At 34.7% G+C, this 25,721-nt stretch carries 27 protein-coding genes; 5 read left to right on the forward strand and 22 right to left on the reverse strand.

What is annotated here, in order from left to right; translation table 11 throughout:
• The first annotated feature begins 5 nt into the window (after window positions 1–5).
• The 3 genes from NQ499_RS11470 to NQ499_RS11480 all read left to right on the forward strand — a co-directional run bounded on the left by NQ499_RS11470 (window position 6) and on the right by NQ499_RS11480 (window position 3,006).
• The gene (locus NQ499_RS11470; RefSeq protein ID WP_006504563.1) at window positions 6–1,469 is read left to right on the forward strand and encodes a L,D-transpeptidase family protein; all 1,464 of its coding nucleotides are present in this window, start codon (window positions 6–8) and stop codon (window positions 1,467–1,469) included.
• Between the two features lie 123 nt (window positions 1,470–1,592).
• A complete protein-coding gene (locus NQ499_RS11475) occupies window positions 1,593–1,934 on the forward strand; it encodes a hypothetical protein (protein ID WP_006504564.1) in 342 nt (113 codons plus the stop codon).
• Window positions 1,888–3,006, forward strand: coding sequence for a DUF6179 domain-containing protein (locus NQ499_RS11480; RefSeq protein WP_259848517.1), 1,119 nt, complete (start codon window positions 1,888–1,890; stop codon window positions 3,004–3,006). Before NQ499_RS11475 ends, NQ499_RS11480 begins: the two co-directional genes overlap by 47 nt.
• A gap of 140 nt (window positions 3,007–3,146) precedes the next feature.
• Here the strand turns inward: NQ499_RS11480 and NQ499_RS11485 are convergent, their stop codons facing one another.
• The 22 genes from NQ499_RS11485 to NQ499_RS11580 all read right to left on the reverse strand — a co-directional run bounded on the left by NQ499_RS11485 (window position 3,147) and on the right by NQ499_RS11580 (window position 23,236).
• Window positions 3,147–3,791, reverse strand: a complete 645-nt coding sequence (locus NQ499_RS11485) for a transposase (protein ID WP_259848518.1) — start codon at window positions 3,789–3,791, stop codon at window positions 3,147–3,149.
• Window positions 3,760–4,128, reverse strand: coding sequence for a hypothetical protein (locus NQ499_RS11490; RefSeq protein ID WP_259848519.1), 369 nt, complete (start codon window positions 4,126–4,128; stop codon window positions 3,760–3,762). Before NQ499_RS11490 ends, NQ499_RS11485 begins: the two co-directional genes overlap by 32 nt.
• A 26-nt stretch (window positions 4,129–4,154) precedes the next feature.
• Window positions 4,155–4,772: a transposase gene (locus NQ499_RS11495; RefSeq protein ID WP_259848520.1), complete on the reverse strand. Its 618-nt coding sequence runs from the start codon at window positions 4,770–4,772 to the stop codon at window positions 4,155–4,157.
• Window positions 4,773–4,861: 89 nt separating this feature from the next.
• Window positions 4,862–6,379, reverse strand: coding sequence for a C40 family peptidase (locus NQ499_RS11500; protein WP_006507158.1), 1,518 nt, complete (start codon window positions 6,377–6,379; stop codon window positions 4,862–4,864).
• A 160-nt stretch (window positions 6,380–6,539) separates the two neighbouring features.
• Window positions 6,540–7,685: an MFS transporter gene (locus tag NQ499_RS11505; RefSeq protein WP_040390274.1), complete on the reverse strand. Its 1,146-nt coding sequence runs from the start codon at window positions 7,683–7,685 to the stop codon at window positions 6,540–6,542.
• A 371-nt stretch (window positions 7,686–8,056) separates the two neighbouring features.
• The gene (locus NQ499_RS11510; RefSeq protein WP_259848521.1) at window positions 8,057–9,670 is read right to left on the reverse strand and encodes a hypothetical protein; all 1,614 of its coding nucleotides are present in this window, start codon (window positions 9,668–9,670) and stop codon (window positions 8,057–8,059) included.
• Window positions 9,671–9,719: 49 nt separating this feature from the next.
• Window positions 9,720–9,872: a transposase gene (locus tag NQ499_RS13705; protein WP_407651064.1), complete on the reverse strand. Its 153-nt coding sequence runs from the start codon at window positions 9,870–9,872 to the stop codon at window positions 9,720–9,722.
• 410 nt (window positions 9,873–10,282) lie between these two features.
• The gene (locus tag NQ499_RS11515; protein ID WP_040390193.1) at window positions 10,283–10,882 is read right to left on the reverse strand and encodes a DUF1016 N-terminal domain-containing protein; all 600 of its coding nucleotides are present in this window, start codon (window positions 10,880–10,882) and stop codon (window positions 10,283–10,285) included.
• Between the two features lie 35 nt (window positions 10,883–10,917).
• Window positions 10,918–11,580: a M24 family metallopeptidase gene (locus NQ499_RS11520; RefSeq protein ID WP_326924437.1), complete on the reverse strand. Its 663-nt coding sequence runs from the start codon at window positions 11,578–11,580 to the stop codon at window positions 10,918–10,920.
• A gap of 81 nt (window positions 11,581–11,661) precedes the next feature.
• Window positions 11,662–11,991, reverse strand: coding sequence for an HAD family hydrolase (locus tag NQ499_RS13710; protein ID WP_081455858.1), 330 nt, complete (start codon window positions 11,989–11,991; stop codon window positions 11,662–11,664).
• An 88-nt stretch (window positions 11,992–12,079) separates the two neighbouring features.
• A complete protein-coding gene (locus NQ499_RS11525; protein WP_006506816.1) occupies window positions 12,080–12,433 on the reverse strand; it encodes a hypothetical protein in 354 nt (117 codons plus the stop codon).
• Window positions 12,434–13,048 (reverse strand): Panacea domain-containing protein, encoded by a 615-nt coding sequence (locus tag NQ499_RS11530; protein WP_006506817.1) that lies wholly within the window; start codon window positions 13,046–13,048, stop codon window positions 12,434–12,436. It lies immediately after the preceding gene.
• A 163-nt stretch (window positions 13,049–13,211) separates the two neighbouring features.
• Window positions 13,212–13,847 (reverse strand): V-type ATP synthase subunit D, encoded by a 636-nt coding sequence (locus tag NQ499_RS11535; protein WP_006506819.1) that lies wholly within the window; start codon window positions 13,845–13,847, stop codon window positions 13,212–13,214.
• Window positions 13,840–15,288 (reverse strand): V-type ATP synthase subunit B, encoded by a 1,449-nt coding sequence (locus NQ499_RS11540; RefSeq protein ID WP_006506820.1) that lies wholly within the window; start codon window positions 15,286–15,288, stop codon window positions 13,840–13,842. The genes NQ499_RS11535 and NQ499_RS11540 overlap by 8 nt, the downstream gene beginning before the upstream one ends.
• A gap of 11 nt (window positions 15,289–15,299) precedes the next feature.
• Complete coding sequence (locus tag NQ499_RS11545; protein WP_006506821.1) at window positions 15,300–17,051, reverse strand: V-type ATP synthase subunit A; 1,752 nt, start codon at window positions 17,049–17,051, stop codon at window positions 15,300–15,302.
• Window positions 17,052–17,070: 19 nt separating this feature from the next.
• Window positions 17,071–17,661 (reverse strand): V-type ATP synthase subunit E, encoded by a 591-nt coding sequence (locus NQ499_RS11550; RefSeq protein WP_006506822.1) that lies wholly within the window; start codon window positions 17,659–17,661, stop codon window positions 17,071–17,073.
• Window positions 17,662–17,672: 11 nt separating this feature from the next.
• Complete coding sequence (locus NQ499_RS11555) at window positions 17,673–17,981, reverse strand: V-type ATP synthase subunit F (protein ID WP_006506823.1); 309 nt, start codon at window positions 17,979–17,981, stop codon at window positions 17,673–17,675.
• A gap of 9 nt (window positions 17,982–17,990) precedes the next feature.
• Entirely contained in the window at window positions 17,991–18,425 is a 435-nt protein-coding gene (locus tag NQ499_RS11560) for an ATP synthase subunit C (RefSeq protein WP_006506824.1), read from the reverse strand.
• A gap of 14 nt (window positions 18,426–18,439) precedes the next feature.
• On the reverse strand, window positions 18,440–20,338 hold the full coding sequence (locus NQ499_RS11565) for a V-type ATP synthase subunit I (protein ID WP_006506825.1): 1,899 nt from the start codon (window positions 20,336–20,338) through the stop codon (window positions 18,440–18,442).
• Between the two features lie 13 nt (window positions 20,339–20,351).
• Window positions 20,352–21,878, reverse strand: a complete 1,527-nt coding sequence (locus NQ499_RS11570) for a V-type ATPase 116kDa subunit family protein (RefSeq protein ID WP_006506826.1) — start codon at window positions 21,876–21,878, stop codon at window positions 20,352–20,354.
• 10 nt (window positions 21,879–21,888) lie between these two features.
• The gene (locus NQ499_RS11575; protein ID WP_006506827.1) at window positions 21,889–22,923 is read right to left on the reverse strand and encodes a V0D/AC39 family V-type ATPase subunit; all 1,035 of its coding nucleotides are present in this window, start codon (window positions 22,921–22,923) and stop codon (window positions 21,889–21,891) included.
• Between the two features lie 10 nt (window positions 22,924–22,933).
• Complete coding sequence (locus NQ499_RS11580) at window positions 22,934–23,236, reverse strand: hypothetical protein (RefSeq protein WP_006506828.1); 303 nt, start codon at window positions 23,234–23,236, stop codon at window positions 22,934–22,936.
• A gap of 422 nt (window positions 23,237–23,658) precedes the next feature.
• On the opposite strand from NQ499_RS11580, the gene NQ499_RS11585 reads away from it, so the two are divergent.
• Window positions 23,659–24,423: an HAD-IIB family hydrolase gene (locus tag NQ499_RS11585; RefSeq protein WP_006506829.1), complete on the forward strand. Its 765-nt coding sequence runs from the start codon at window positions 23,659–23,661 to the stop codon at window positions 24,421–24,423.
• 139 nt (window positions 24,424–24,562) lie between these two features.
• Window positions 24,563–25,717: a homoserine dehydrogenase gene (locus NQ499_RS11590; protein ID WP_006506830.1), complete on the forward strand. Its 1,155-nt coding sequence runs from the start codon at window positions 24,563–24,565 to the stop codon at window positions 25,715–25,717.
• The last annotated feature ends 4 nt before the right edge of the window (window positions 25,718–25,721 follow it).

The raw sequence follows: 25,721 nt of genomic DNA on the forward strand, positions 1-25,721 counted from the left end.
ATAACATGACAGATACACAGAAAAAAAGAAAAATTATCGCGATTATTGTATCTATTTTGATAATTCTTGGATTATCAGTATTCCTCTATATTAATCATATGGGTACAGCTTATCGCGATCGCTTCTTACCGTCTACATACATCAATAATGTAAATGTAGGTAAGTTAAGTGCCAAGGATGCTGAAAAGAAGATTGCTGAAAATCAGAAGAACTATACTCTAACAATGACATTCAGAAACAAATCAACTGATACTATTTCAGCGAATGAAATCGATATGAGTTATGTTCCTGATGGACAGGTAGAAGAATTATTAAAGAAACAGGATTCATTTACATGGTTCAAGAACTACTTATTCAACCATAAAGGGAATAAGAAAACAATCCAGACCAAGGCTTCTTATGATGAAAAGAAGTTAAAGACTGTTCTTTATGAAAAGAAGCAGCTAAAGGATGAAAATCAGGTAGCACCTACAGATGCTCGTTTGAAGTATGAAAATCAGACTTTTACTGTAGTGAAAGAAAAACCTGGACATACTTTAAATAAAGAAACTGTTTATGAAGCAGTAAACAAAGCAATTAGTCTTCAGAAAGAGAACTTAAACATTTCTAAAATAAAAGATGCTTATAAGTCTCCTGATAAGACAACTGAAACTGTTAAGAATGAAGCAGCAACATTGAATAAGTATTTAAAGACTTCTATTACTTATGAACTACCTAGTAATCAGACAGAAGTCTTAAATCATGAAAAGTTGTTAACATGGCTTGTGAAGAATGAAGATGGAACATATAGCTATAATGATGAAATCTGGAATAAGCGTATGAGAGGCTTCGTTTATACACTTGCTTCAAAAGCAAATACTGCTGGTAAGTCACGTACATTTAATGCAACTGGACTTGGTACAAGAAGTGTAAGTGGTGGTAATTACGGATATCGTATGAACCAGTCAGAAGAAATTGCAAAGATTAAAGAAGAATTAAGTGCAGGTAAGGCTGTTAAAAGAGCACCTGTATATAGCGCAAAAGAAGTATCTACTGAGAATAATGGTCTTGGTGGAAACTATATTGAAGTAGATTTATCACGTCAGCATTTATGGATTTATAAAAATGGTCAGTGTGTACTTCAATCTGATTGTGTATCAGGTAAGATGACACGTGATCGTTATACTCCTGCTGGTACATATTATGTTTATTCTAAAGAACGTAATAGAGTATTAAGAGGTACTAAGGATCCTGTAACTGGTAAGTACCCTTATGAATCTCCTGTAAGTTATTGGATGCCATTCAATAGAGGTATTGGATTCCATGATGCAAACTGGAGAAATAAATTCGGTGGTAACCTTTATGTCAATGGTGGTTCTCATGGTTGTGTTAACTTACCTGTAGGTTTTGCAGGAACTATGTATAATACAATTACGACTGGTATGCCTGTTGTTATTTATTACTCACAAGGCTATACATTAAACGGATAAAAAAATGAGTCATACACAATGTGTATGACTTTTTTTCTGCCCTTATATTACCATATTTTCGGCATTTTTTCAATTCTTGTTCTTTTTCAGAATATATGATATTAAGAATAGCAGGAGGTGCCTATGAATCAAATTATTAAACATCGTACATTGAGCAAAAAAGAAAAAATGATTCTTACTGAACATCTAATTAAGGTATGTAGGAGTCTACATTGGATAGAAACTGATCCAGATAAAGTTATTATTATAACTGAACCTTTTCTTAGCTATCCTTCTCTTACTCATCTAAAAAATATCATCTCAATGTTTTATATCATCAGAAGTAAGATGAACAGTACTACCAGTGATGAGCATATTAGAAATATGCTTTACGAATATCAATCAGTTCATCGTGTCATAGAAATATTATTGAAAGAAGGTGGAACTTATCGAACTGACACTATTAGATACAGAAAAGAATTATGATTCTTTTCTAATCAAAAAACTTGTAAGCCGCTATAACCATAACAAGAGTACATCAATCAGCTTAGAGGACTTCCAGCATATTCTAGATACTGTAGATTATATTTTAGAACATGGAGAAACATTAGAAGAAGGTATTCAATCCATACAATCAGATATCAAAGAAATACAAAGAATTTATAAAAGTATTCAAATACTTCCCATCAACAATGAAAAGTATCTGAATGTTTTGAAGAGACAGATTCCTTTCTTTATTCAATCCGTAACAGGTGAGGATGCATTATTTCATTATTGTGATATTTCTGTAGATTTGGATTATCCTCTTATAGATGGAATCCCCCTCTATCATGATATGTATCATTTAAGAGGAACTGATCTTGTGCTTTACTATTTAAAGAGATTAAGTGAAGAAAACTATTTCTGCAGTCTCTTTGATGATTTAGAATCATTTATTGAAGATTATGAAAAGACTATTAAGACATCTGTATATGACTTACAGATCAACTTCTTTGAACTAGTGGTTCATCAATGTATTGCCCATATTTCTATTTATCAGTCTCCTGGTTTAATTATTCACGATAAAAGAGAAGTAAATAATATAGGTGCTATCCTTGATTCACTTAATTATCCTATGATTGATTTATTCAAAGAAAATATTATTTCAGCCTTCGACAACATTCCTATCATTTATCCACAGGATAGTAATCAAATAGCTTTTAGTCATAAAGGTGCTGACTTCTATGAGATTCTCAATCAATTTGAACATTCTAGAGATATCACATTATTAAAACAATTAAGTATCTATGATCTTATAGATTTCTTAGAACAGGATATCCTAACAGAAAAGGAATATATCAATTTCTTTAGTTCTTTAACAGCTATAGAAATTGTGTCTATCCTAAAGCTTATTCTTCCAGAACTAGACATATTCCTCTATCAAGCATCTATAGATGATTTGATCAATGAATTAGATATATCTATCACATATCAAGAAATATTATCACACTATATCACAATAGAAGTTCTCTACACTTATCATCAATACGCAAAAAAAGAGGCTGTAACGAATAGATAGTATTTACTACTACCTTGAGCGTTACAGCTCTTTTTCGTATATTCAAACCCAAAAAGGTTATTCACTATTGCATGGTGAATAACCTTTTCATATTTCAGACGTACTTAAAAAGAACCTGCCCATTTCCTAAAAAAATTTTATCAGCAGATAAACAATCTGAGCATCTCCTTGACCTGTTTCATCTGGTTTTCTTCTGTTTCCTTGATTCTTTTCTTCAGTTTCTGATATTTCCTGATATTATGCCCCATTGAAACAAGGTAGATCTCCATCTGAACATTGTCATGTCCTCTTCTGTAGAGTCTGTCATAACCCATATTCTCCTTAAGATCACCAAAAGTTCCTTCTGCTTCATTATCTCTCTTGAACATGAGTTTCTTTCCTTCTTCACTTGTGACATTTTTTCTTACTTCCTTATGAAATTCATCAAGTTCCTTGCAGCAGTTTATGCTTCTTCCAATTCTGGATTTAGTGCATCTTGATCTGAATGGACAACCATCACAGTAATGATTTATTAGTTTTATATTATTACGTGCATATACGCCCCTTGTATCAGTAGTTACCTTATCCACCTCAAACTCATGACCAGCAGGGCATATATACCCGCCATCTTCTGTTCTCTCAAAATGAGAGGCTCTGAATCTATTCTTATCATTTGTCTTCTTCGATTCTTCATAATATCCTGGATACTTCATAAACAGCTCAATACCGTTTTCCCTGCAGTACATATAGTTATCATAGCTACCATAACCTGCATCAGCAGGTGTCTTTAAAGGAAAGCTTGCCATACATAAGCTTATACTTCTCCATGAAGGGAATATATGTCTGAATATCAGAACAGTCACTGCTTACGTAAATGTTTCTGATGAAGCCATCACTCACGCCTACCTGGACATTGTATCCAGGCTTGAAAACGTTAGTATGATTATAATAGTCATACTTCATGTGCATGAATGTTGCATCAGGGTCTGTCTTGGAACAACTGTTTCTGTCACCAAGCATATCAAAATGCAGTGCATATTCAAAAAGTTTCATCGCTTCTTTCGCTAGCTCATCATAAAGCTTCTGAATCTCGCTCTTTCTGCATCCTTTTCCATGAACGAACTCTATTCCATTGTCCTTCATGTAAATCTCTATTTTATCTGTAACTCTCAATAGATAATCAATATTAGGCTCTCTAAGAATGGAGTATCTGCAGTTGATATTCTGTTCCTTAAAGAACTTATTGATTCTCTTGATAGTATCATTACACTTCTTCCACTGTCTTTCCCTATGTCTGACAGTATTTTTCTCCATATGAATGTGTTCTTGTTGGCATTGGCTTCATACTTAGTACCGTCAATGCATAATATATCTGTATCGATAGGAAGTTCATCCTCCATGATTCTATTCATTTCATAGAATATCTCTTCAACGGACATAATGAGATCATCATGGATGAATCTCTGAAATGCCTGATGAGAAGGCTTCTGATTCTGTGCGATGAACATATATCTGATGTCAGTTCTGCATAGTTCTGCAAGCTTTCTTGTAGATGCATAACCATTATCCGCAAAAGCAAGCAGAAGCAGTCTGAGCATCATGAGACCATCATACCCATGAGAATTTCTATGAGTGAAGTCAACAAACTTGTTTATATCTATCCTTTCCGTAACTTCAATCACAGTTCTTGAAATATCATCAGCAGGTATATCTTTTTCAAAAGAAATATTAAAATCTAGTAGCGCATATGTCTGATATGCCGTATAATCTTGTTGGTATGTTTTCATGGTAGAATTAATGTACCATAAAAGGCGGACTTCGGTCCGCCTTTTACTGTTTATGAAACTATAATGAGTTATTTACCCGTTACAGCCTCTTATCTTCTACCCGCACCTGCATAGTGTGATGAATAATATCCACTATTAAGTGATGAAACAACAACACCAGTCTTAGAGTTAGCAGCATGAATGAACTGTCCGCCACCAATATAGATACCTACGTGAGAGATACCTGATTTATAAGTTCCAGCGAAGAATACTAAATCACCAGCAGTTAAGCCTGATTTAGATACTCTTGATGTTCCACTATACTGACCTGCAGCAGTTCTTGGTAATGATTTACCATTCTTGCTGTAAACCCAAGATGTAAATCCTGAGCAGTCAAATACTGTTGGTCCAGAAGCACCCATACGATATGCACAGCCGAGTCTTGAACGAGCAGTTCCAATGATACCGCCCTGTGCAGCGCCTCCACCAAGACCACCGAAGTTATAACCTGTACCTCTGTTGCCTCTGTTATTTCTGATCTTTACAACTGGTGCAGCAGATATATTGATCTTTGCACTTGCTTCAGATCTGTTACCAGCATTATCTGTTACTCTGTAATAAACACGATAAGCGCCAGCTTTGTTTGTATTAACAGTTCCAGTAATTTCTACTTTACCTGTTACATCACCATCTAAGTTATCAATAGCTGATGCTAAGTTAGACTTAGGATCAAATGAAGTACCATATTTTACATCTACATTATCACTCTTTAATGTGATGACTGGTCCAGCCTTATCAGCAACCTTTACTTCATAATCATTTGAAGTCTTGTTTCCTGAACTATCAGTTGCAGTCACTTTGATTGGCTGTACTGTAGTCATATTCTTAGTATCTACAGTTCCTTCTACAGTCACTGTAGGATTAACATCATAGTTATCCTTTACTTCAACGAAGTTATTGATATCAAATGCATCACCGTAGTTAACAGTAATATCACCAGTCTTTAAGTTCATTTCTGGAGCAGTTGTATCACCTACATTGAATGTAAAGTCTTTTTCTGCTTTGTTACCAGCATTATCTTCAACAGTTGCATGGATGACCTGTTCACCAAGAACTGTTGTATCTAAGTTATGATCAAAAGTAATGAAGTCAGATACATCACCATCCACATTATCAGTCGCTTTGATGTACTGTTTTAAATCATTGTTGCCGTTTGCTTCAACATCAATAACATAACCATCATTATTTACTGATTCTAATGCGGGTGCTTCACTATCAACAACTTTAACTTCAACTTCTTTAGTTGTTTTGTTGTTGAATGCATCCTTTACAGTTACATTCACTTTATATGTTCCAATCTGATCTTTCTGATAAGCATGATCATTTATTTCAGTCTTGATAACACTTACTGTATCTCTATTATCTGATACAGTGAAATCACTTGCTTTTAATTCTGTACCATAAGGTACTACTAGTTTATTTGAATGAACAACAGGCGCTGTTCTATCAGCTGCTGCATAACCTACTAATGCAAATGCTGAAATAGCGACTACTGGAATAAACATTGTCTTCTGAGTTTTAATACGATTTACCATGAAATCTACAACTTCTTTAGTCTTCTTATCCATGTAATCCACTCCCTTTCTTTTCGACAATGATTATTATATCACTCTGTACAAAAAAATAAAGAACTTTCTTAAGAAATTATTAAGAAGTTCAAAAAAGAGTCGATTATATCGGCTCTTTTTGAATTAAGAATTATTTAATAATGTTGTAAGATTTATGATTCTAAGCGCTTTTTTCTTTAAAAGTTAAGGATAAAACTAAAGCGGTTACAATTAATACGGATAAAAACAAATAGAATGGTGTCATTGTAGAGAAGCTATCAATCAGTTTTCCACCAATCAATTGTACGACTGCAGCCCCAATTCCTCTACCTACTGTAGCCTGTAAGCCAAAAGCTGTAGAGACATACTTATCTTCAACAATTTCCATGATTAATCTTACTGTAATCATAGTAAAGAGAATAGTAGATAAGCCTTTGAATACAAATACTGCCACAATTAAATTTGGATTAGGTAATGTTGCATACCAGACAAAGTTAACTATAGACATGGCACATGCAAAGAGCATGATATGTTTATATGAGAACTTCTTAATAATAAAGTCAGTTGCAAGTATGGCAGGTACTTCAAAGAGTGTCGCAAATAACTGGTATGTACCTACCATGGATGCTGTACCACCGACTGATTTAATAAATACAGAGATATAGGTAAAATTGGCTGTACAAGCGCCCCAGAAGAAGAAAGAGATTAATAGGAATATAATGTACTGTTTATTCTTAAAGAGGCTCTTATAGGCTTCTTTTGAACTATATTCTACTTTTGTTTCTGTCTGTACTACTTCTGGATCATTAACTCTTAGGATACAGATAAGAACTGTTATTGTACCGAAGAGGAAAATAACGAAGATAGAAATAGGTGCAATCACATCATAAACTAAACCACATAACTGAGCACTAATGGCATAACCAACAGAACCCCATAATCTGATCTTACCAAAGTCATAAGGTGAAGAAACACCAATTCTGTCCGTTAATGGTGTCACTGCATTAAATAAGGCAAGAATAGAAGCACTAGTAATTAATAGAATAATTAGCTGATGTGAGAACATAAAGATCACATTCATTACTACTGTAATAAATAATGCCACTAAAGATACTTTTCTAGGTGAACGGAAGCGGTCTGCCAATGTTCCTAGATAAGGCTGGGCAAAGATTGAGAATAATGGTGCTGATGAAGTAATAAGTGATATTTGCTGCGCATTAAAGTGAATATCACTTAAGTATAACGCAAGCATTGCATTGTAACATGCAAATGCGAAATAAAAGAAAAATGATGTACCAGCATGATACAAATAGCTGTTCTTTTTCATGTTGTCCCCTCCAATGAGTTTCATTATAGCGGTATATAGTTAAAAGGTTACATTTTTTCAGAAAATGTAAAGGAATTGTGAAAAAGCCTAACTCGCTGAGTTAGACTCTTTTATCAAAATCATGTCCTGGATCGAATGCTGGCACGTAGAATACACTGCCACAGTCCACTCCAACTGACTACTCCCACGGGCAAGCCCGTGGGGTTCTGCTTGCCAAGCGTAGCTTGTAATCGTACATCATTTTCAGACTTTGGAGTTACAAGTGTAAATCTATTTGAATCAGAACTTTCATTACCAAGCAGTCCAACGACCACATTAACGGTAAATTTCTACTTTCGTAAGGAAGTATAATCAATCTCCCTGAATATGTTTTACGCTATCTTAATTCCGCTATTTAATACCTTGATCTCGTTAGCCTTAATCCATTCGATTAGGGCTTTTTCTTTGTTGTAACACTTATCAAATTCAGAAATACATTTGTTTTTATCTATATCTTTGGTTTTGTAATCGTAACAGTATAATAGGAATGATGAATACCAGTCTCTTTGTACCTCAGTACCATCTTGCAGCTTATACATTCGGTCAGATAGTTTCTTTTTGATATACTCATCAATAGTATGGTCGTACTGTGAGGCTCTATAATCATTAGATACTTCAATATATATACCACCTGATACCTTGAATTTCTGTTCTACAGCAGTTTGAAACCCAGAAGGACATCTATTCTTTATGGATCTGCCAAAACGCTTTTTCCTATTAAACTTGCCTTTGCTATTGACCGTAGTTTCTTTAGCTCGTCTCATAATTTTGCCTGCATTTTTAGGTTCAGTGACAAATATATCTCCAAGACTTCTTAAATGGTTGGCGTCTTCATTTATTGCAAGCTGTCTATTTATAGCATTAATACGACATAATTCAGAATGTTTTTCTTTTAATTTCTTATAACGATTAGAATAAATCCAGGTTTTGCGACCTTTTTTAACAGTACCGTCATCATTATAATTCTGAGGATTAGTTGCACGTCTTGACCTGTCCATAGCACGGTGGAGCAGACGTTCCTTTCTCTCAGAAGTCTGAATACTGTTGCCACGCTCTGAAAGATTCTTCAAGCCCACCTCAGTATCAGATGTATAAGCAACAGTCTGTGTACCAATATCAGCACCGATGATTCCTTTGCCATATTTATGTCTTGGATTGCCATGCTTGTCATATTTTGGCTTCGCTTTACCCTCGATAGTAAGATGCAGGTATACTCTGTATTTACCTCTTATCATCCTGGGAACAAGCGTAGCATAGCATGGTCTGTATGTATCTATGCAACAGCCATCTTTAATAAGAGTGTTGACAGCCCTGTCATCCAAGATCTCAGATTCGGAAAGATATGATAAAACAGCATCTACTTCATCCTGTTGAAATCTATCATTTATTTGTATTCCAAATACCATCCTGCCAAGTTTGAAATGAAGTTTATTATCTGTAACGGATATAGGTATACCACAATTTATCTGCTTTGCACGAATACAAGGCAGTTCTCCATATTTTGAGAAATGAATGGCATTGCCATTACCATATAGGCATTTTTCAATACCACGCCATATATCTTCGGCTTTAGTCAGAGCAAATACAGCGTCTACACCATATTTCTTGCCTATTGGAATCATGGATGTTCTGCAGTATTCCCATGTAATATTATAAGCTTTCTGCATTTCATTAAGTTGTTTTGCATAAGTTTTTCGTTTAGCCTTATCTTTAGAATTACCATAAAGAAAGAGTAATTTACGGTATCTCTTTGTACGCATAAGCTGGTCATAATTCTTTCTCATAAGACCTACAAGTTCGTTACCTGCTTTTCTGATCCTATTCGAAAGCTTTACAACTTTTTGTATATCAGAAGAAGACATATCAGTTTCAGCAGCTAAGATATGTCTATCAGAAAGCTTATGAAATTGTTTAAGATGTCTTTTATGTTCTTTATCAGTTATCATTTTTTTGCTCCTTAATATTATCTTAATTACTGTAGATACAAAATATCCTCTAGACCATAAAATACCGCATCCTGCAAAATTGTATTAATTGTGGAAATGCCTTGAATAGTTCAATAGCACTTATATCTTTAAAAGTACTTACAACATCACAGGGAGCAGCAGTTTGTGGTACATCTACAAAGACATGTATATGATCAGGCATCACTTCAAGAGCCTTAATGTGGTAATAGATTTTTCTGTAACATCTGTTTCAATATTTCCTTTATATTACCTTTTAATACCAGAAATATGAATTTAGAATACCTGATGATGTGATACTTATCAGATATTTTCAATACGAAGCAAGTCAAGAAATATGATACTCTCACCTTCCTCAACAGAATAGATACGTGTAGGGTTTTCAAGTTCTTTTTTCCATCCAGTAGGAATGGAAATATTTATTTGTATGTTGTCACTTTTAGTTCATGCCATTACTTTTTTCACAACTTGAATGATATGCTGAATTATTAGGATTGCACTGTTCTGCATGGTTATTATTGTTCGCTATATGTGCAGCATTATTAGGATTTTTCTGATTACAGTGATGGTTGTTTTGTTGTATATGTGTTTATATCATAGTTGCATTTCTAATTCGTGTTCAGAGTATTCAGGTGACAATTCCGCAAAATCAAATGTATATTCATCTTTTACCGCAAGCTTAGCCTGTACACTTTGCTCTACCGGAAGCGTTAAATCAAAATTCGTCTGATTCAACAAATATTTCTCATAGGTCTGTGCTTCGATAAAATTAGTTAAGATGCGTTTTGTCCATCCATATCTTTTCACCATCTGAATGTAAAATTCCCTTTGCAAATCATCCTTACACTTTTCCATAATAATGATGTTATTGCTCCAGCTAATTTCTCGCACCAATGGTGCGAGTTTTTCAGAATCACGGTAAGTTAAATAAAAATTACGCATTCGCCACAGATTGGCTGCTGAATATCCCTTTGCTCTGGGAAACTCTTTTTGCAATTCTGTTGAGAGTACTTGAACAATTGATTTTCCCCAATCATTTTCTTCCTGCTGTCTATAAATTTCTTCTCCAATTTCCCAATACAAATTTACAGTTTCTGAATTGATTGATTTCAGAACCTGATACTGCTTTTTATGGATTAAATCTTTTAAATCATCCACAAGTGGTTCATATCCCACAATTTCATTCTTTCCCATGCACTTCTCCATTTCTCGCACCACTAGTGCGAGTTTTATAATTCAACCAGTTTCCCATTCTGAAAATAATAAATATTTTCTTTCTTATATCCATAGCTTGAATCAGGAATGCTTATATGCGGTTCAAAAGTAAAATATTCTACATCACTTATCTTTTGAGTATTACCCTTTTCTATATATACACGTTCATTCTTATCTTTCACAATTGAATGCCCTAAGTTTCCCAAAAAATCGAGATTAACGAAACCTTCCTTCAAAATAATCTCATTAATATGATAATAGAGTTCTTCAAATGTTGTTTCTTTGCTCACAAACTCCACTAATTCATGATGCAGTCTGTCTTCCATTGCCAAGCCGTTTTTCCACTCTTCATTGGAAACTTTACATCTATCTACTACCACACCATTTTCAAGTATTATTGTTCTGGCATAGTCTCCCCAGATATTTCCACACTGAGGGCTTAAATCAATTGTCACAATATCGTTTTCTGTAATAATCCTATTACTTGTAACATAATGTTTTCCAGATACCGATACCGTAGTTTCATCTCCTGCAAATACAAAGGCTCCAATATCCCAATACCAGAAAGAATCTGCCCCTAATTCTAACATTTTCTGCTCACATAATTTTCTTAAATGTAACAAATTCATTCCAGGCTTTATTATGGTCTTTGCATATTCAATAGTTGTCTTTGCAATTCATTGTACTTCTCTATACTCCATAATAACCTCCACCTCAATCCGTATGTAATATCCTAATTTCTTTCCCATATTCTACAGTCAGAATCTATTATCAGACTGAAGATTTTTATCTAAAGCACATAGTAAACTTGATATACTTTCTACTCCATTAGGAATCTGTTTACCAAATCTGTTTAGCCACAAAGCATTAATGCCAACTGACGAAGCACCCTTAACGTCACTACACAAAGAATCTCCAATATGGATTACTTCATCAGCCTTCAGTCCCGTAGTTCTCAATGCAAACTCAAACAGTTCTTTCCTTGGCTTATACGCTCTAGCATCCTCTGATGTAAATACATCTGTCGGAGTCAATCCATGAAACTCTATTGCTTTCAAAATATCCGCAGTGTCTATATTTGAAACAATGTGAACTACCCATCACCTAAAGGTAATGGGCTTCAGAGAGCCTAACGGCTCTTTTTAAGAAGTTTGATATTTAAGTTTCCAGCTATTGCTAGGCAATCCTTATTCTTACAGACGTGTCCACCTCGCCTCTACTGTATAGCCCCACAAGGGACACAACATTACTTTTACGAAAAATATTTAATGCACCATTTACATCAGCATTAAGACATTTACCATTTAAACATTGATCCACTTCAAATAAAAATTTCTGTAATTGATCAAATACTTTTTCTTCCTTGTGTTTGCCATAATACTTACTTAAGCCATTAAAACAACATACATTACATTTCCACAAATACTTAAAATTAATTTCCGGATGATTCTTTGGATTAGCCAATCGGTTTGTCAAAACAACCTTTTCATCTTTAATTTTGCTAATATCAGTTAACTTTTTTTTACTCATTTAGTTCACTTCAATAGACTTATAATATTCCTTCATAGTAGTAGAAGAAATGACGCTATGGCAACTTTCAAATTTTCCTAAGCCTACTCTTTGTTCTAACCATGGACGCTCTGTGTGTGTTAAAGCTTCTAATTGATCAGCTCCATACTCTCCATAAGTATCCCAAACTGCTTCTAATACTTCAACCTGCTCTGGAGTAAATAGATTTTCCATTCGAGCCATAACTTCTTCACGATTAGTAATTTTTAATTCATGCCATCCATAGCCTTTAAAAGTTTGGTATAGAGTAGGATTTACTGGACCATGTACCCATGCTTCAAATTCGGAATGATCAGCTATATCCTGATCTAAAAGAGTTAGACTCCATGCCTCAGCATAATAACAAAGCTTCTGAATCTTCTTGTTTGACATATTTCCTTTTAACAAAAACCAATCTGCTACATCAGTAATATCTGCTTTTATTGGTTTATCCACAATTGCTATCTTTGCTGTCATGCTGTATCCCTCCATTTGAAAATTTAAATGATCCATAATTTTCAAACTCATTATAGCTTTGTACAGCAAACGATTCAACCAACTTGATATCATGTTTTTTAAATTTTTCACACATTTCATAATTACATACACCTCACTTTGAGCTCTACTTATTTATACTGCACAAAGTGATTGTTTTCTTATTCTTTATAAATTATTTGCTAAAAGAAACACTTCTCTCATTCTTGACTATCCGATCAATCCTTTTATAATGCATAAAAAAACTGGTACACGAGGTACCAGTTTATGCCTTTCTTTTTGCAGCTTCTTGTCTATTCTTTTGTGCTTTAATAACTTTCTGTCTTGAGAATTCTTCTCTGTCCTTTTCATCCAAGGCTTCTGTAATCATCTTTACAGTCGCTTCAAAACGAGGGATAGAGATGTTCTGTAATGCGTTAGCACGCTTTTGTGTCTTACGAATATTATTCGCTAGACGATATACAGAGTTTTCTACTTCTGCAAGCTTTACTGTCATTTCTTTTACATGATAGAAACAGATATAAGCATAGTCTACCTTAGAGTTCGCACGTTCAAAACCATAACCAACTCTTAATGGTGTTTTCTCATATTCAATCTTAGGTAATTCTACACCCATAACTGAACGATACTTAACACTAATACCTTCATCAATAGGTACACCCTCTACTACATCAGAAATAATACCTAAAGATTCATTTGCTTCACGTAATGCTGCATAAGCACGATCATAAGAATCAGTGATGTCATCACGGATTTCTTTTACATCATCAAGTAATGACATCATTTCTTTAATTAAGACATTTCTTTTCTTATCGAGCAGGTCATAACCAAGTCTAGCAAGTTCAAGAGACTTCTTGGTTGCCATCAAATTCCCTTTAGTAGGGACAACCTGATTAGCCATTAGTTACAGCGTCTTTCAATTCTTTGATGACTACATCTTCGTGTAAATTAAATTCTTTGACTGCTTTTTCATGATCATAGAATTTATCCACAACAGCATTATCAATACGGTCCAATGTATTCTTTGGAAGAACTGATAATAGTAACCATCCAAGGTCTAGGGTTTCTTCGATAGATCTGTTTGTATCGAATCCCTGATTAAGGAAGTGCTGCTCGAAAAGACGACCAAATTCCATATATTTCTTATCAGTATCTGATAATTCATCTTCACCGATAACTGATGTTAATGACTTAACATCTTGTACATGGGCATAACATGCAAATAACTGGTTGGCAACATCCTGGTGGTCAGCTCTTGTAAAGCCTTCACCGATACCATCCTTCATAAGTCTTGAAAGTGATGGAAGAACACCAACTGGTGGATAAATACCAGTCGCATTTAATTCAGGATCAAGAGTGATCTGTCCTTCTGTGATGTAACCAGTTAAGTCAGGAACTGGATGTGTGATATCGTTGTTAGGCATTGTAAGGATTGGAATCTGTGTAACAGAACCTTTAGCACCCTTTGCAATACCAGCTCTTTCATATAATGAAGCAAGGTCAGAATAAAGATAACCTGGATAACCTTTACGACCTGGGATTTCACCTTTACTTGAAGAGAATTCACGTAATGCTTCACAATAAGAAGTAACATCGGTATAGATTACAAGAACATGCATATCATGTTCAAATGCAAGATATTCAGCAGCAGTTAATGCACAACGAGGTGTTAAGATACGTTCAATGATTGGGTCATTAGATAAGTTCATGAACATAACAACTCTCTGCATAACCCCTGCTTCTTCAAATGATCTTCTGAAGTAGTTAGCGACGTCATTTGTAACACCCATTGCAGCAAAGACAACAGCAAAGCCTTGTCCTGCTTCATCGGCAATCTTAGCCTGTTTTACAATCTGTACAGCTAACTGGTTATGAGGTAAACCAGAACCTGAGAAGATTGGTAGCTTCTGACCTCTGATTAGAGTCATTAGACAGTCAATAGAAGAAATACCTGTGTTGATATAGTTTCTTGGATATACACGAGAAACTGGGTTAAGAGGCTGACCGTTGATATCAGCACTCTTTTCAGCATAAATATCTCCTAGACCATCAATTGGTCTACCTGCACCAGAGAAGACACGACCAAGCATTTCCATTGATAATGGTAATTCCATTGGATGACCTAATAGTCTTGTCTTAGTATTCGCAAGTGATAAAGCGTTTGTTCCTTCAAATACCTGAACAACAACTCTTTCACCTTCAATTTCTACAATACGACCAGAACGTGTTGAACCATCTTTTAACTGTAGTTCAACCATTTCATCATAAGATGCATCTTTAACGTGATCTAATACGACGAGTGGTCCATTAATTTCACTTAAACCTACATATTGAAGTGCCATGTTACCCCTCCTTAGTCAATAGATGCACAAATTGCATCAATCTTCTTATAATAGTAATCAAATTTACTTAAATCATTATTAGGTACATCATATTTCATCTTAACAACTTCATCGAAGATACCTGTTTCAATGATTGTACGAATAGGTTTACCCTGAGCAACAACCTGCTGACAACGGTTATTTAAGTAAAGGATTACTTCCATCATCTTAAGCTGTTTTTCAAGTGGTACATAAGTATCATCTTTATGGAAAGCGTTCTGCTGTAAGTAACCTACACGAACTACTCTGGCTACTTCAATAACAAGCTTCTGATCATCTGGTAAAACGTCAGAACCCATTAACTGGACGATTTCCATTAATTTAGTTTCTTCTGCAAGAATAGAAGCCAATTCCTGTCTATCTCTCATGAATTTAGGATCAACATTCTTTGAATACCATCTTTCAAGATCTGGAATATATTCTGAATAAGATAAATTCCAGTTGATAGCGAAATAGTGTCTTGCATAAGCTAATGCTTTATCAAGTGCCCAGAATGTACGTACGAAACGTTTAGTATTCTGAGTAACTGGTTCTGAGAAGTCAGAACCCTGTGGAGATACGGCACCGATGATTGTAACTGAACCATTTGTGTCATTTAAGTTCTCCATATAACCAGCTCTTTCATAGAACTGAGATAATCTAGAAGGTAAGTAAGCTGGGAAACCTTCTTCTGCTGGCATTTCTTCAAGACGACCAGAGATTTCTCTTAAGGCTTCAGCCCAACGAGATGTTGAGTCAGCCATGATAGCAACATGGTAACCCATGTCACGATAATATTCAGCAAGTGTTACACCTGTATAAATAGATGCTTCACGGGCAGCAACTGGCATGTTAGATGTATTCGCAATGAGGACAGTTCTGTCTACTAATGGCTTACCACTCTTAGGGTCAACGAGTTCACGGAATTCTTCAAGAACCTGAGTCATTTCGTTACCACGTTCACCACAACCTACATAGACGATAATGTCGGCATCACACCATTTAGCAAGCTGATGCTGAGTCATTGTCTTACCAGTACCGAATCCTCCTGGGATTGCAGCTGTTCCACCTTTTGCGATAGGGAACAATGTATCGATAACACGCTGACCAGTAACTAGTGGCATACTGATAGGTAAACGTTTGTGGACTGGACGAGGTGTCTTGATTGGCCATCTTTGAGTTAATGTGCATTCATGAGCGACACCTTCATCATCAGTGAAGACCATAACTACATCATTGATTGTATACTGACCATTTTCTTTTACTTCAGTAACTGTACCTGACATACCTGGCATAACCATACATCTATGTTCGATCATGTCTGTTTCAGGAATCTTGGCATATACAGTACCACCTTCAACATGGTCACCTACTTTAACAGTAAGAGTAACATCCCATAATTTCTTTGTATCTAGTGGTTCTACAGCACTACCTGTAGGAATGAAAGCACCACTTTCTTTTGCGATTTCTTCTAGTGGTCTTTCGATACCATCATAAATATTTCTTAAGATACCAGGACCAAGTGTTACAGAAATAGGCTGACCTGTTGGGAATACTGGTTCACCTGGTTTAAGACCTGTAGTTGTTTCATAAACCTGGATAGTAGTAAATTCTTTAGTAATAGAGATAACTTCACCCATTAATTTACTGTTACCTACATACACCATTTCAAGCATTGAAAAGGCATCTGTATCTTTTACTTTAACAACCGGGCCGTTGATTGAATAAATTAAATTTTCTTTCAACTTGTTTATCCCCCTTCTTTTATTTATTAATGATTAAACCAGAATGCTGGTTAAACCATTCTTTCTGATTCTTTAATGCGAATTCTAATGTTTCATCATGAACAATAGAGCTTTCAGTGTTTTCAACAATTAAACCACCAATAGTGATATCTCCAGCTTTCACTTCAGCATCACCATAAGCAGCTTTTAAATCATCAGCAAGACCTAAGTCTTCTTCTTTTACATAAATAACTGAATGAGGCATATAATCACCTGCAAGTTTCTTAGCCTTGTTGACCATGAATTCTTTGTATTCAGGTGTTTTTGTAAATGCAACTAACTCTTCTCTTGCATTCTTGAAGATTGTTGTTACATACTCATCACGTTTATTAATAAGCTTTTTCTGTCTCTCAACATGGGATTCAGAAATTTCTGCAGCTGATTCTGACTGCATTTCATCTAATTCCTGTTTTAGTCTTAAATCTGCATCTTTCTTAGCTTCAGCACGCATAGAAGAATAAGCTTCTTCTTCCATCTTCTTTACTTCAGCCATGATTGCATCGACTTCTCTTTGAGACTGTTTTTCAATCTCATTCTTCATTGAGAGAAATACTTCTTGATTTTCTTCCATTGTATACTCTCCTATAACTTAACGCCTATTGCTTCAGAGACATAACCATCGATGGCTTCACCAATCTTAGAATGACCATGACGGTCAGGAATCTCTGTAATAAGAGGCTTTGGCTGTTTTAATTTAATTTCTGAGATAATATCAGGACAAAGTTCAATTAACTTAGTAGTCACTAAGATAATTGCGATTTCAGGATCTCTCATCTTATTTTCAAGTAAGGTTAAGAAATCATGACGGGTATGAACAACCTTGCCTTCAATACCCACGAGTCTTAGACCAGTGAGGGTATCGATATTATCACTGATCAGAAAGAACTTCATAGTAATCTCCTATAGTGTGTTGATAATTAAGATTGAGATTAATAGACCATAGATGGCAACACCTTCACCTAAGGCAACGAAGATCAATGATTTACCGAAGTTTTCAGCATTTTCAGAGAATGCACCAATTGCAGCAGGAGCAGCAGCAGCTACGGCAATACCAGCACCAAGAGCAGATAAACCAGTTGCAAGAGCAGCACCGATGAAACCAAGACCCTGAGCGATAGAACCAGTCATCTTGTCAGCACCAGCAGCTAATACTGGGCTATTTGCATATGTAAGGAATAATACAAGTGCTACAGCACCAAAGAAACCACAGATATGAGTACCAAGACGCATTTTAGCGCTCTTAGCAGTAACTTTACCTTTGAATACATTTACTAGTGGTAAAGATAATAATACAACAATTAATGCAGGGATAATGAATGTTAAGATAGTAGTCATTTTTTCTTCCTCCGTTATTCTAGACTTTCTTTCATAGATACAAATGGTTTACCATTACCTTCATAGTAACGACTGAATAATTCATAGAATTCAAGACGTAATACCTGGATACCGACAATTAATCCTTCTAGACACATTACAAATGCGTTACCAATAATAAGAACGATAATATAACCGAATCCACCAACCATTTCAGCTAATGTGTAAACAACAAGCATCATACCAGCGTGTGATAAGACGAAACCGCCGACACGTAGGAATGACATAGTGTTGGCAACAAATGTCAACAATACTTCGATCATTTCGAAGAATGATTCAGTAAAGAAGTTACCAAATCCATGTGGGAACATCTTCTTACCTTCAATTTTGTAAGTAAGAGGTTCTTTTAAGAAGATCATTACAAGTGGGGCAATGATAAGAATTGCCATATAAATACCCATAGGGATATTTAAGCCAAGGTTTAATAACATATTCATTGCGAGTACTAATACTGCAACATAGAATACTAAACCAGCGACACCATTTTGAGAGAATAGTAATTCTCCCCAATGTTTCTTCTTCAAATTTAAATAGATATTGAATAGGATTGAGATGATGATTAAACATACACCTACACCAATTGCAACACCTAATAGCGTCATAGTATTTTCAGATGCCATTGGTGCAAAGAATGGAACGAGAATCTCTTCTGATCCAAATACTGAACCAAAGATTACACCAAATATTGCAGATGAAATACCAATACGCATACCTACTTCACCAAGCTTCATGCCTTTTAATTTATAAGCAAGGAAACCAATGATTGAAAGCAGGATACCTTGACCAACATCGGCGAACATCATACCGAATAAGAATGTATATGTTACCGCAACGAAATTTGTTGGGTCAAAGTCTGTATAAGATGGAACACCATACATCTCAACGAACATCTTGAATGGTCTTGAGAACCAGTTGTTCTTGAGTTTTGTAGGTGGATAAAGTCTTGAATCTCCCATTGCTGGTTTGATTTCAACATGCACCTTGTCCATCTGTTCGAGTTCTTCTTTTAAAGAGTGTGCATAATGTTTATCACAGAAACCATAGATAGCAGCATTGTTTCCAAATACCACGACATATCTCTGTGCTTCACTTGTCTTATTAAGTTCCTGACATGAAGCATAAATGATTGATAAATCTTTTTCTTTTTTACTGAATAAATCTTTTAATTTACCATCATATTTCTTGATAGAGGCTTCTGCAGTTGCATTCTCTTCTTCAATGATTTCTAATGATTCACCTGGAGTTCCATGAAGGAATTCAGGGATATGAATACGTTCAAAGAATAGTGAAGAGAATATGTTATCTATTTCAGGTGCATTAGAAGGAGATGTTATATAGAAACAATAACATGTCTTTGCATCCTGATAGATTGATTTAAATAAGAATTCCTGTGAATCATAATAAGATAACTTATCAAGATTCATTGTAGGTAACTTACCAAATCTAACCTGAATATATTCGCTTGAGAAAAGGTCATCGAAGTCCATATCGAGATCTTTCATATATTTCAAGTACTTCTTGGCCTGATTGTTTTCATCAATCATTACCTGTAATTCATTTTTAACACGTGAGATTTTGTTTGCTTCATCAAGACATTCGCAGAAGTAATCATCTGCTTCTACAATATTGATGATTTGAGGCTTTTCTGATGTATTGATATTAATACCATACTTCTCTGCCGCTTCATCCATACGTCCTAATAAATCAGCATAAGGGTTATCCTTATTCATGACCTTAAGACCTCTTACTGAGTCCACAAACTTTGATGCTGGCTCTGGATGAAATTCTTCTGAATCAACAAGCTTAGATAATACTTCATCACTCATTGTTTCAGGGAATTCTATCTCAACGAGCTGCAATTTTGAGATAGCCATAGTATCCTCCCTTCTATTGTTTCTTATCGAGCGCTTTCTTAATGAAGTTCAATACAATGCCTAATACAAGTACAACAACTAATGGTAAATAAGAGACATGCCAAGTTGTATCTACAGCAATTGCGACATAAGCAGCTACTGCAAGTCCCATGACGATGCCAACGACACCCTTGATAGAGAATACCTTATTAATCATTGATTGTTCGTTATAGATAGCTTTTACTTTACCAATGCAGAACTGTCCTACAATAAGTAAGAGAATCGCATTAATGAAGCGCTGATAACTAAATGCATCTGCAACAGGGATTACTGATGGATAAAGATGAATACTGTAGAAAGCATCACCATAAATTAAACCACCAACAAAAGATGCAATACCAAGAACAGTAATCATCTTTCCTGATTCTTTCTTTCTCATAAGTAATCCAAGTAATACAAGCACAACACCTAAACCAATATCACCAAGCATAAGTGCAAATACTAAGATGAATAGTACTGCAGTGGCTAAAGTAGTATCCACACGATCACTCTGTTTAACTTTAGAGATTGCTTCAAATGGTTTAGCCCATGGATAGTTATTAGTAAGTGTTGGTGCAATGATCTGCTGATCACCATAAATATCTGCAGGCAAGTCCTGATATTCTACGTTGTACTTTTCAAAAGCCTTCTTAATATCTTTAGCGACTCTAACAGGTACAAATCCATAGATAGCATATTTAGACTGATAATCAACAACAAATACTTTGAATTCTTCAATTCTAGCAGCAAAAGTAAGATCAGCAAACATCTTTAATAATTCTTCTTCATGTGCATCTCTAATACCTTCTAAGCGGCTGTCTGCTTTACGAATAGAAGCATTCATACTTTCAATTTCTTCTAATAATTCCTTCTTTGCATCTTCCATTCTACCATGAACGAAATCAGGAATTTCAATTTCTTCAAAGCCAACTGACTGGAAGATGTTATCTACCTTTAAGATAGCAGCCTTAGTTGTCATATAGAGACAATAAACACTTTTAGCATCTTCACCAAGATCTAAGAACATGATTGACTGTCCTCTATAATAGTCAAGTTTGTCTTTGTTTCTTCTAGGAATACGGCCAAATCTTGCTTCCATATATTCGCATTCTTTAACCTCATCCATATTTAATTCTGTATTAGAAAGACCTTCTAGGATTTCATAAGCAGCCTGGTTCTGTCCACGTTCAGTTACAAATTCTTCTTTAATATCAAGATATTGCTTTGCTTCTTTTGTCACATCATCGAGCGCCTTACGATAATCTTCTTTTGCGAAATGAATAGATCCTTCTTTTACACTTGATGTATCAAGCTTTACATGTTCAGCAAGCTCTTTTAATTCATCAAGCATGTTCTTGTAATCCTCATCAGGTGTCATTGTAAATACATCTTTAACGTTATTTACAATCTTTGTAGCTGGCTGAGGATAAAAATACTTTGTTTCTTTTAACTGACATAGAACCTCTTTTAAGTATTTCTTATCAAAGGTCATGTCCAGCAATTCCATTTCTTCTATTGCCATGTTATTCCCCCTAGTAGATAAGCAGTTGGGCTATTTTTTCAGCCTCTTCACCATATCTTAAACCTTCAATGATATGTTTTAGATTTTCAACTTCGTTTTCGAATACAATCAGATATGTCATGTAAACCATGGCAGCATCTGTAGTAAATCTCATATATCTCTTAGCAAGATTATATTTGATCTTATCTGTGTAGTATTCAATATAAACAAATTCCTGATCATCCACATATAACTTGTAAGGTGATGAAGCAAGCTTCTTTAAGAACTCCTCTGCATCTTTTGTTTCAATCAATTCATTCATTACTGATTGTGGAATACGTGAGTAATCCAAGATCAACTGTTTCTTGATTTGTTCAGGCTTAGAATTAAAGAATCGTTTAAATCTATAGATCTTCGTAATATTTTCTAACTCAATCTGAGTATAGATCATAGTAAGTAGATCCTTCTGTTTTTTACCTTTAAAAGTAGATTTCACTGTTTCAACGAATAACTTATAGTAAGCACGTTTGAAATCAAGTTCCATCATGTTTGTATCGATCTTCTCATCATCTACAGGCATATATTTCTGTAATATATGGTAGTAACGTGTTTTCTCCATATATCTTAATAATGATGGATAATCCTCAATACTTAATAAGCCATAAAGATCAAACGTTGAATAACGAGGTAGGTATGAAGGTATATCTAATTCAGAATTCAATGTTTCATCACTATTGAATAAACGTACTTTACTCAATAGTACAGCTATTTCACGTCTAATAATACCTAGCTGATAAAACTTCTGGTCACCCTTAGGTGCATAATGAATCAATCTTATAGCACGTAAGAATTCCTCTTCATCAAGAAGTGATTCCAACTGTCCTCTATGAATGTTTGTTTCTTTCAAACCTTCAAGAATAGGACCATATGCTGTTTCACTCTTTAAGTAACTGACAACATCGTTGACAGTTCTTTTCTTTAGAAGTTCATCATAGCTTTCAGGAGTGAGATGTTTACCATACATAGATCTTGCTTTAGCAAGAACTGCATTAGATGAAAAACTCATAATCTCACCTCTAAATCTCTTTACATCTGTCTACGATAGATGCAACCCACTCCTCCTTGTGGGCTTCATAAAGGCTGGTGATCTTCTCAACAGAAGAATTGTAATCCTCTTCATTCTTCTTCTTTGTTGCGTCAATTCTTTCCTGTAACTCTTTCTTCTTTGCATCAAGTGTAACCTGATACTCTTTGACGAAAGAATCGTAGATTTCCTTCTTCTTACTGTTCATATCTGCAGTTGTATCCTGTCTCTTCTTTTTGGCATCTTTTACAGCCTGAGCACATCTGTGGTCTACAGCTATGATATCAAGAATCATTTTATCCAATCCACATACCTCCTTCTCTTTGATTCTCTAGGATAATACTCCTAAAAATTTTAAAATTCAACCAAAAACACTTCATCGTGATAAAAAAGCGTTATCTATATCAAACAGACATATTCAGACATATCAAATGTATATGTATCTTGGTTGATGAATCCATTATACTCTTAATTTTGTAAAGCGTTAACATAAATTTTTGTGAAATAACGAACATAATGAATTGTTTTTTTAGGAAATAGGCAATATGACCGAAAGTCATTTATTTCATACCTATTTTCTGCATTAGTTATACACCCATCATATAAATGCAACAATAAACAAATAACCCCCTTTGTTTAATGTAAGCGTTTCATATCACTTTACTATGGCTTTTTTCATCTATTTTTCTTATTCTTATATATATAGGAGAGAGAAAGATGAAAATATTAGCAAGTGATTTTGATAATACGTTATTTTTTAGTGATGGTGTACACAAGCAGGATGTAGAGGCAATTCGAACATTCCAGAAACAGGGAAATCTGTTTGGATTATGTACAGGAAGGCAGTTAGAAGGAATTAAATATCCTTTTAGAGGAAATAGAAACTATCCATTAACTGATATAGACTTTGATTTCTATATTACTTTAAGTGGTGGTGTGATTTTTAATAAGAAATGTGAAGTCATTTTTGAGAAAGATATTCCTATGAGTATAGTAAGAGAAATCTCAGAAGCCGTTCCTGTTCATATGTCTATTGTATATAAGGATGATATTTATATGTATCGTCCAGAAGGTGAGACATGGGGAACTACTATTGATTCTTTAGATGAATTATCTTTTAAAGATGCTGATGCATTCTCATTTCATTTTCCTGAAGGGAATCTAGAAGAAGCGAAAAACGCTATGGATTATATTAATGAACACTATAGTGATACATGTGCGGCATTCCAGAACAAGAATCATTTGGATGTATGTGGTGTAGGATGTTCTAAGGGAACAGGAATTAATCATATTGTAGATTATTTTAATATTAATGAGAATGATGTATATGGTATAGGAGATTCATGGAATGATCTTCCTTTATTAGATAGTGTTAAACATGGTTATACATTTACTTATGCCCCAAATGAAGTTAAAAATAAAGCTGAAAAGGTTGTAGGAAGCGTATCCGAAGCCATCCAGGACATTTTAAAAGAGGATTAATTCCTCTTTTTTTGTTTAATTTCTAAAAATTCCGATATTTATCGCATATAATACAAATTTCAACTTATATATAATTGACAGTGTTATATGAATATGGTAAATTTTATACAATTCTAATACTATCGGGGAGGAATTTTAAATGATTATTGGTGTTATTGGTCTAGGAACTGTTGGTTTCGGAACTGTAGATATTCTTACAAAAGAAAAAGAAAGACTAGAAAAAACAATTGGGGAAGAAGTAGTCGTTAAGTACGGTTGTGCACTTGAGGATGTAAACCTTCCTGATGGTATTATTTATACACAAGATTATCATGAAGTTATCAATGATGAAGATGTAGATGTTGTTGTAGAACTTATTGGTGGTACAACTATCGCTAAGAAGATCATCTTAGATGCATTAAATAAGAAGAAACATGTAGTAACTGCAAATAAGGCTCTTATTGCCCATGATGCGAAAGAACTCTTTACTGCTGCAAGAGAAAATGGTGTCAATCTTTATTATGAAGCAAGTGTAGGTGGAGGTATTCCAGTTGTTGTGCCTGCTAAGGAAGATCTAGTAGCAAACAATATTAATAAGATTGAAGGTATCTTAAATGGTACAACTAACTTTATTCTTACATTAATGGAAAGAGATAATCTTGATTTTGAGGAAGCATTAAAGATTGCTCAGAATCTTGGTTATGTAGAAGCCAATGCTGCACTAGATTTAGATGGTTATGATGCAGCACATAAAATCTATATTCTTACTATGAATGCTTTTGGTACATTCTTTGATTTTGATAAGATCAAATGTACTGGTATCCGTAATGTGACTAAGAAAGATATGGATTATGCAAAGAAGCTTGGTTATAGAATTAAGTTGATTGCGATGAGTAAAAAGCTAGAAAATGGTTTAGGTATTGATGTGTCTCCTACTCTCGTTCCAATGAGTGAAATTGTAGGTAATGTCATGGATGCTTATAATGTAGTAGAAATTACATGTGATTATCTAGAAAATGTCTTATTCTATGGTAAGGGTGCAGGACGTTATGTCACTGCAAGTGCTGTAGTCGCTGATATTATTAAGACAGCTAAGAAGGATGTATGGACACATGATTATGATTATACTGAAGACGTATATCCTATTACATCTTCTAAGTATTATGTAAGAAGTGAACAGCCACTCAATTTAAATTATGATGAATATTATTCATTTGGCGAAGATCATATTTATATTACTGATAAAGTAGAACTTAAAGATTTAGAAGACGCTTTAAAGGATACTCCAGCAACATATTTCAAAGTAAGAAGCTAAAAGG

The organism is Catenibacterium mitsuokai (assembly GCF_025148785.1).
GTDB lineage: Bacteria > Bacillota_I > Bacilli_A > Erysipelotrichales > Coprobacillaceae > Catenibacterium > Catenibacterium mitsuoka.